Below are 6,030 nucleotides of genomic sequence, written 5' to 3' on the forward strand. Positions count from 1 at the left end.
ACGCTCGGCGGCAAAGGAGTACCGGCGGTGAATGGCGGCAAGTTCGGTGTTCGACGGCGTGGTCGTGGGCGTGGTCGTGGTGCTGTTCGTCCCCTTGTTGCCGCCGCCGCATCCGACCGCGAGCACGAGCATGGCCGCGCCACCGAAGAGCGCGACCGAGTTTCTGGCTGCAGATCTCATCTGGAAGTCCCCAATCCCCACTTGCACCACGGCAACTGGTCCACTTCTCCTTACCCCGGCACACGGCCGGGCAAACGGGTCGCGGTGCGGGGGCTCCAACCCGCGGAGACGCCGATGGCCCATCACCGGGATGGGCCATCGGAGAAAAGGAGGTCGGGTTAGCAGTCGAGACCGGACACGCAGCCCGCCAGGGTGGCCGGGTGGGCACCGGACGCGACCGTCGGTGCCGCCGTGATCCCGGATGTCGCGTGCGTCGCCGCGCCGGCGGTCGGGCTGACGCCGAAACCGCCGAATCCGACCGCCAGGACCACCGCGGCCATCCCGCCGAACACCGCAACCGCCGTTCTCATCTGCGCCTTCATCAGCCACTCCCTTCCCTTTGTGCGCGTCTGGAGGTGGCGCGCATCCATACCCAAATTCTACACCTGTGCAACTGTTGCTCCAGACAAGTTTTTGCCGTCACCCATGCGCGGTGCACCCCGTTGGCCGCCAGTAGCGGTAAAGGGCTGAGGAAACGGGACTTGGCGTGACGAGACGCTTGCGCGGAACCGGGGCGCGTTAGGAGCCGATGGCCCATCTCGGGCTAATGGACCATCGGCGAGTCAAATCGTATCCGCGGACAACTGTTGCTATGCGGGATTCTGGTTATGCGCCGGTAAGAAACTTTCTTATTCGTAAATTGGATAGTCCGCTCGCGGCATGACGCCAAAGCCCCGCTCTGAGCGATGGCGTAGGCAGAACTCGAGCGAACCGCGGTTCGCTCGAGGGCCGCTCCTTAGTCTTCCTTGGTGATCAGCTTCCGTAGCGCCACGCGATCGGGCTTCAGCAACTCCTCGATGCGCGGACGGTTCACCTCGGCGACGATGATCTCGCCGACCTCCTGGTTCACCTCGGTGAAGATGCCGTGGGACTTCATCTTCGACGTTTGATACTGATTGTCCTCGGTCGGCGTCACGTAATACACCGCGTCGGCCTTGAAGCGGTGCACCAGCCATAGGTGAATCAGCGTCATCAACCGCTTCTGGCGCAGCTTTTCGGCGAACGTGTTCTGGTCGCGCACCGTGAGGATGCTGCGGCCGTGCCGATCCTTGATCGGGTCGAACACGACGTTGGCCAGCTGCTCGTCCCCGTTTCCGTGGATCCCCAGCACCAATACGTCCGAGCCGGGCCGGCGCGGCCGCAGCTGCACGCGCAGCTTCTCGCCGAGCTGGTAGTGCTCGCTCCACAGCGCCAGCCACTCCTCCAGCAGCTTCTTGGGCACCTCCGTCTGCACGAGGTGCTGGTGCTGGGTCGAACCCTTGCCCATCGCCTTGGTGGTCGCGGTCCGGCCCGAGGACGCCTGCAGCGCCGCATCGCTGCGCGGCCCGCCGACCAGCGTCTGCGGCGTGCGATACGGCGACTCCACCAGGCGCATCTTGCGCTGCAGGCGAGCCAGCGCCAGCATGCCGTCCTGCCTCAGGGACGCCGCGAACTCCTCGGCGGCGACGCCGTCGATCTGGTGGCCGCCGTAGGTGATGAAGTTGAAGACGAAGCCCATCTTGCCGAGCTCCTCGGGGAAGCGCTTCATCTCCTCATCGGTCATGCCGGTGGTGTCCCAGTTGAACGACGGGGACAGGTTGTAGGCCAGCATCTGCTCGGGGAACTCGGCGTGGATCGCCTCGGCGAACTGCCGGGCGTCGGCGAGATCGGCCGTCTTGGTCTCCATCCAGAGCACGTCGGCGAACGGCGCCGCGGCCAGCGACTTGGCGATCGCATAGGGGATGCCGCCGCGGATCTGGTAGTAGCCCTCCGGCGTCTTCGCCAGCTCGCAGTCCCACGGCGGGTCGACGCCCAGCTGCTTCGCCTTCTCCCGTGCGGCGTAGAGCGACGCGCGCTGCGCGAATTGCCGCCATTCCGCCGGGCTCATGCCCACCGGCTCGTCCTCTTCGCTCTCGCTGAATTCGAGCACCTCCGCGACGGCCTCGCCGTAGGTCATCAGGCCGGCGTCGTCCTCCCAGGCCGCCACGAACCGCGACTCGACCTGGTCGAAGAGGTCGTCGATCGAACCCTGCCCGTCTTCGCGCCGGGCGTTGACGGCCTCGGAGATCAGTCCCTGGATGCCCTGGCGTTCCAGCCAGGCGCTGGCCGCGGCGTACTCCGAATCCGCCAGGGCGTAGAGGAGATGGCCGTTGAGTTCCTTGACACCCAGCTCGTAGAAGCGGCGGAGTAGCGCCAGGAAACAGGCCTTGTACGACGGGATGTTGAGGTTGGTGGCGCCGAGCAGGAACGGCTGGTCGCGCTCGTCGGCGCGGCTGTCGATCAGGTTGGCCGCCTCGGCGTCGGTGCGGGCGACGATGATCCCCGGCACCCGCATGACGTCGAGCTGGAAGCGAGCGGCGTTGAGCCGCTTGATCTGTTCGTCGGAGGGCACCAGCACCTTGCCACCCTGGTGGCCGCACTTCTTGGTGCCGGGGCGCTGGTCCTCGATGTGGTAGCCGGCGACGCCCACCTCGACGAAGCGGCGGACGAGGTTGCGCACGTGCGGATCGCCGCCGTGGCCGGTGTCCGCGTCGGCGATGATGAACGGGCGGTAGTCGTAGGCGGGCGTGCTGGCTCGCTGTGCCTCGCTCATGTTGAGCCGTTGGTATTGCTGGTTGCGGTCGGCGGTCAGCAGGGCGCGGACGAGTACCGCGGCGTCGTCGGGCACCTGGCTCAGGGGGTAGCTCGCAAGGTCCGGGCCGGGGTCCTCGGTGGTGGAGCCTTTGGCCGACGTTGCCCAGCCGCCGAGGTAGATGCCCTCGATGCCCATCCGCTTCATCGCCACGGCCTGGCCCGGCGAGTAGGGCCCGAACGTGGTGATGCTCTTCTTGGTGGCGAACAGCTCGCGAAGCCGGTCGTAGAAGGCCGCCGCCGCCTCGCGCGCCACGATGTAGTCGGTGGGGATCGTGCCGCGTTGTTCCACTACCTGGCGGGCCGTGTAGAGACGAGTGATTCCGGCGAACCGCGGGCCGTCCATGTATCGCTGGGTGGCGGCGATGTCGTCTTCGTACGAGGTCCGGACTTCGGTGTCCGAGTCAATGATGGCCATGGCCCTACGCTCCCTGTTCGGCACGATTCCCTTGAACGTGAGTCTATCCCCGGGGGTGAGGGATAAATCAGGGGTCGAAAGACCCGTGCCAAAACTGTTGCCAACTGCCCTACTCCGGCCCGCGCCGGCGCCACGAGGCCGCCGGGCACACAAGATCGTCGGTATCGCCGCAACGGCCCGAACCGGCGCTCGCATTTCGGATTCGATGAGAATCTTTGTGCTGCAATGGTTGTCGATAGCATCCAGCTCTTGCCCTGACTGGCCGGAAGAGTTGAAATACGAAAAACCGGCGAATCCAGCAAACAAGAGGTAGGGTAATCGCCGTGCAGACGGAATTGCGCTATGACCGGTGGTATCTACCGCTTTCGGTTCCCGTCGGAATGGGACCCAAGCGCAGCGAGCTCAGGGTGGATGCCGGCACCCTACACGTCAAGATGGGTTGGGCATTCGACGCTCACGTACCGCTGGCGTCGATCACCCGGGCCGAGCGGGCGGACGACCGGGTCTTCACCTTGGGGGTGCACTATTCGGGTGGACGCTGGCTCGTCAACGGTTCGGGTAAGGGCCTGGTGGCCTTGACGATTGAGCCACCGGTGGAGGCGAAAGCCGTGGGCCGAACGATTTCGCTGCGCGAGTTATGGGTCAGTGTCACCGACCCGGATGCCCTGATCGCCGCCTGCACCGGCCCGCGCGTCTAACCCGGCTCGAGGCCCGCTCGTCGGGCCAGCCAATCCCGCTGGCGGCGGATGAAACCGGCGTCGACGACGCTTCCGTGGCCCGGCACGTAGATGGCTTCGGGTCCGCCCGCCGCGAGTATCCGATCGAGGGTGAACGGCCAGGCGGCCAGATCGGAATCGGCATCGATATCGGGGTCGGCGGACTCCTCGACGAGATCACCGGTGAAGACGACAACCGGGTCGTCTTCGCCGTCGACGCCGGGCGCGATGACGACCAGGTCCGCGGTGGTGTGTCCCCGGCCCAGGTGGGCGATCGTCACGAAGCGGTCGCCCAGGTCGACGACCGCGTCGTGGACGCCGCGCCGCGGTGGCTTCAGCGCCGCGACCGCGCGGTCGACCTCAGCGGCGTCCGCGCCATAACTGACGGCATCCGAACGAAGGCGATCGACGGCGGACGACAAGTATTCGACGACCTCAGGGGCGCAAAGGATTTCAGCTCCGCCGAACGCCGAAGAGCCCAGGACGTGGTCGAAGTGCTTGTGCGTCAACACGACATGCGTGACCGGTCGTCCCGCGAGCTCGCGGACGTCGGCGGCGATCGCGTCGGCTTCGACCAGCGTGGTGCCGGTGTCGACGAGCAGCGCGCCGGTGCGGCCCCGCACCAGGGCGACGGTCACGTCGCAGAACGCCAGCCGGCAGCGCTGCACGCTGGGTGTCAGCCGCTCCCAGGCGAAGTGCATAACCGGGAAGATAGCGGTCACCGCGGCCCGCTGCGGGCGCCCGGGATGGTTGACACGTCGGAAATATCCGACATATATTGCCGGGCGTGGCTGGCACCGACCGCGTCTTCCTCGCGCTGGCCAATCCCGTGCGGCGGGAAGTCCTGGAGATCCTGTCCCGCCAGCCGCTGTCCGCCGGGAAACTCTGCGAGCGGTTCGACCTCAGCCGCCCCGCGGTCGCCGAGCACCTCAAGGTTCTGCGCGACGCCGGGCTGGTGGCCGACGAGCCGCAGGGCCGGCATCGCATCTATCACCTGACCGCGGAACCGTTGGCGCAACTCGGTGAGTGGCTGCATCCGTTCGAGAAGTTCTGGCGAGCACGACTGGCCAAACTCGCCGAGACGGCAGAGGAGTGGGAATGACCGAGACGTCGACGCCCGCGACGATCCGGGTGGATCAGTTCGTGGCCGCCCCGCCTGCGAAAGTGTGGCGCTTGTTGACCGAGCCGGACCTGCTGCGGCTGTGGTGGGCCGAGGGCGACGTGGCCGCGGTCGTCGGCCACCAGTTCACCCTCGACATGCCGGGCTACGGCACGCAGCCATGCAAGGTGCTCGAGGTCGATCCCCCGCGCCGGTTCGTGTACACCTTCACGCCCGCGTGGACGCTCACCTGGCGCCTGGAGCCGGAGGGTGACGGCACCCGAGTGTTCCTGGAACACAGCGGTTTCGACTTGGACGACAAGAGGATGGCCGACGCCTTCCGGCGGATGGAGCCCGGCTGGTCCGGCGTCGTCCTCCCCCGCCTGGCCGACGCCGTCAACCGGGCCTGAGCCGCCGGGGAGGAAGTGCAATGCGTGCAGTCGTCATCACCAAGCGCGGCGATCCATCGGTGCTGCGGGTGCAGCAGCGGCCCGATCCGCCGCCACCGGGCCCGGGACAGCTGCGGGTCGCGGTGCGCGCGGCGGGGGTGAACTTCGCCGATCACCTCGCCCGCGTCGGCCTGTACCCAGACGCGCCGAAACTTCCGGCGGTGGTCGGTTACGAGGTCGCCGGGACGGTCGAGGCCGTCGGCGAGGGCGTCGATCCCGGCCGCGTGGGCGAACGGGTGCTGGCGGGCACGCGGTTCGGCGGCTACGCCGAGGTCGTCAACGTGACGGCGAGCGACTCCGTGCCGCTGCCGGCCGCGATGGGCTTCGAACAGGGCGCCGCCGTCCCGGTCAACTACGCGACCGCGTGGGCCGCCCTGCACGGGTACGGGTCGCTGCGCGCCGGTGAACGGGTGCTGGTGCATGCCGCGGCCGGCGGCGTGGGCATCGCGGCCGTTCAGTTCGCGAAAGCGGCCGGGGCCGAGGTGCATGGAACCGCATCACCCGCCAAGCATCAGAGGC

7 protein-coding genes and 1 pseudogene are annotated in these 6,030 nt (G+C 67.5%); 4 read left to right on the forward strand and 4 right to left on the reverse strand.

Annotated elements, in window-relative coordinates; all coding sequences use genetic code 11:
* From A9X05_RS30960 to aceA, 3 genes and pseudogenes are all read right to left on the reverse strand, one after another.
* Positions 1 to 180 (reverse strand): annotated as a pseudogene (locus A9X05_RS30960) (hypothetical protein); the annotation flags it as partial.
* Between the two features lie 158 nt (positions 181 to 338).
* On the reverse strand, positions 339 to 542 hold the full coding sequence (locus A9X05_RS09430) for a hypothetical protein (RefSeq protein WP_156736588.1): 204 nt from the start codon (positions 540 to 542) through the stop codon (positions 339 to 341).
* Between the two features lie 413 nt (positions 543 to 955).
* Positions 956 to 3,247, reverse strand: a complete 2,292-nt coding sequence (gene aceA / locus A9X05_RS09435) for an isocitrate lyase ICL2 (RefSeq protein ID WP_067780856.1) — start codon at positions 3,245 to 3,247, stop codon at positions 956 to 958.
* Positions 3,248 to 3,570: 323 nt separating this feature from the next.
* Between aceA and A9X05_RS09440 the strand changes: the two genes are divergently transcribed.
* Entirely contained in the window at positions 3,571 to 3,945 is a 375-nt protein-coding gene (locus tag A9X05_RS09440; RefSeq protein ID WP_067750487.1) for a hypothetical protein, read from the forward strand.
* On the opposite strand, the gene A9X05_RS09445 is transcribed toward A9X05_RS09440, so the two are convergent.
* Positions 3,942 to 4,664, reverse strand: coding sequence for an MBL fold metallo-hydrolase (locus A9X05_RS09445; protein ID WP_067780859.1), 723 nt, complete (start codon positions 4,662 to 4,664; stop codon positions 3,942 to 3,944). The two genes, A9X05_RS09440 and A9X05_RS09445, sit on opposite strands and share 4 nt — an antisense overlap.
* A gap of 74 nt (positions 4,665 to 4,738) precedes the next feature.
* Between A9X05_RS09445 and A9X05_RS09450 the strand changes: the two genes are divergently transcribed.
* The 3 genes from A9X05_RS09450 to A9X05_RS09460 form a co-directional block, all read left to right on the forward strand.
* Positions 4,739 to 5,065, forward strand: a complete 327-nt coding sequence (locus tag A9X05_RS09450) for a helix-turn-helix transcriptional regulator (RefSeq protein WP_067750483.1) — start codon at positions 4,739 to 4,741, stop codon at positions 5,063 to 5,065.
* Positions 5,062 to 5,472 carry an SRPBCC domain-containing protein gene (locus A9X05_RS09455; RefSeq protein WP_067780862.1) on the forward strand — a complete coding sequence of 137 codons (411 nt, stop codon included), beginning with the start codon at positions 5,062 to 5,064 and terminating at the stop codon, positions 5,470 to 5,472. Before A9X05_RS09450 ends, A9X05_RS09455 begins: the two co-directional genes overlap by 4 nt.
* 20 nt (positions 5,473 to 5,492) lie before the next feature.
* The coding region (locus A9X05_RS09460) for an alcohol dehydrogenase catalytic domain-containing protein (RefSeq protein ID WP_156669978.1) at positions 5,493 to 6,030 on the forward strand (538 nt) is incomplete at its 3' end.

It is taken from the genome of Mycobacterium sp. E3298, assembly GCF_001666895.1.
In the GTDB taxonomy this organism is placed as follows: Bacteria; Actinomycetota; Actinomycetes; order Mycobacteriales; family Mycobacteriaceae; genus Mycobacterium.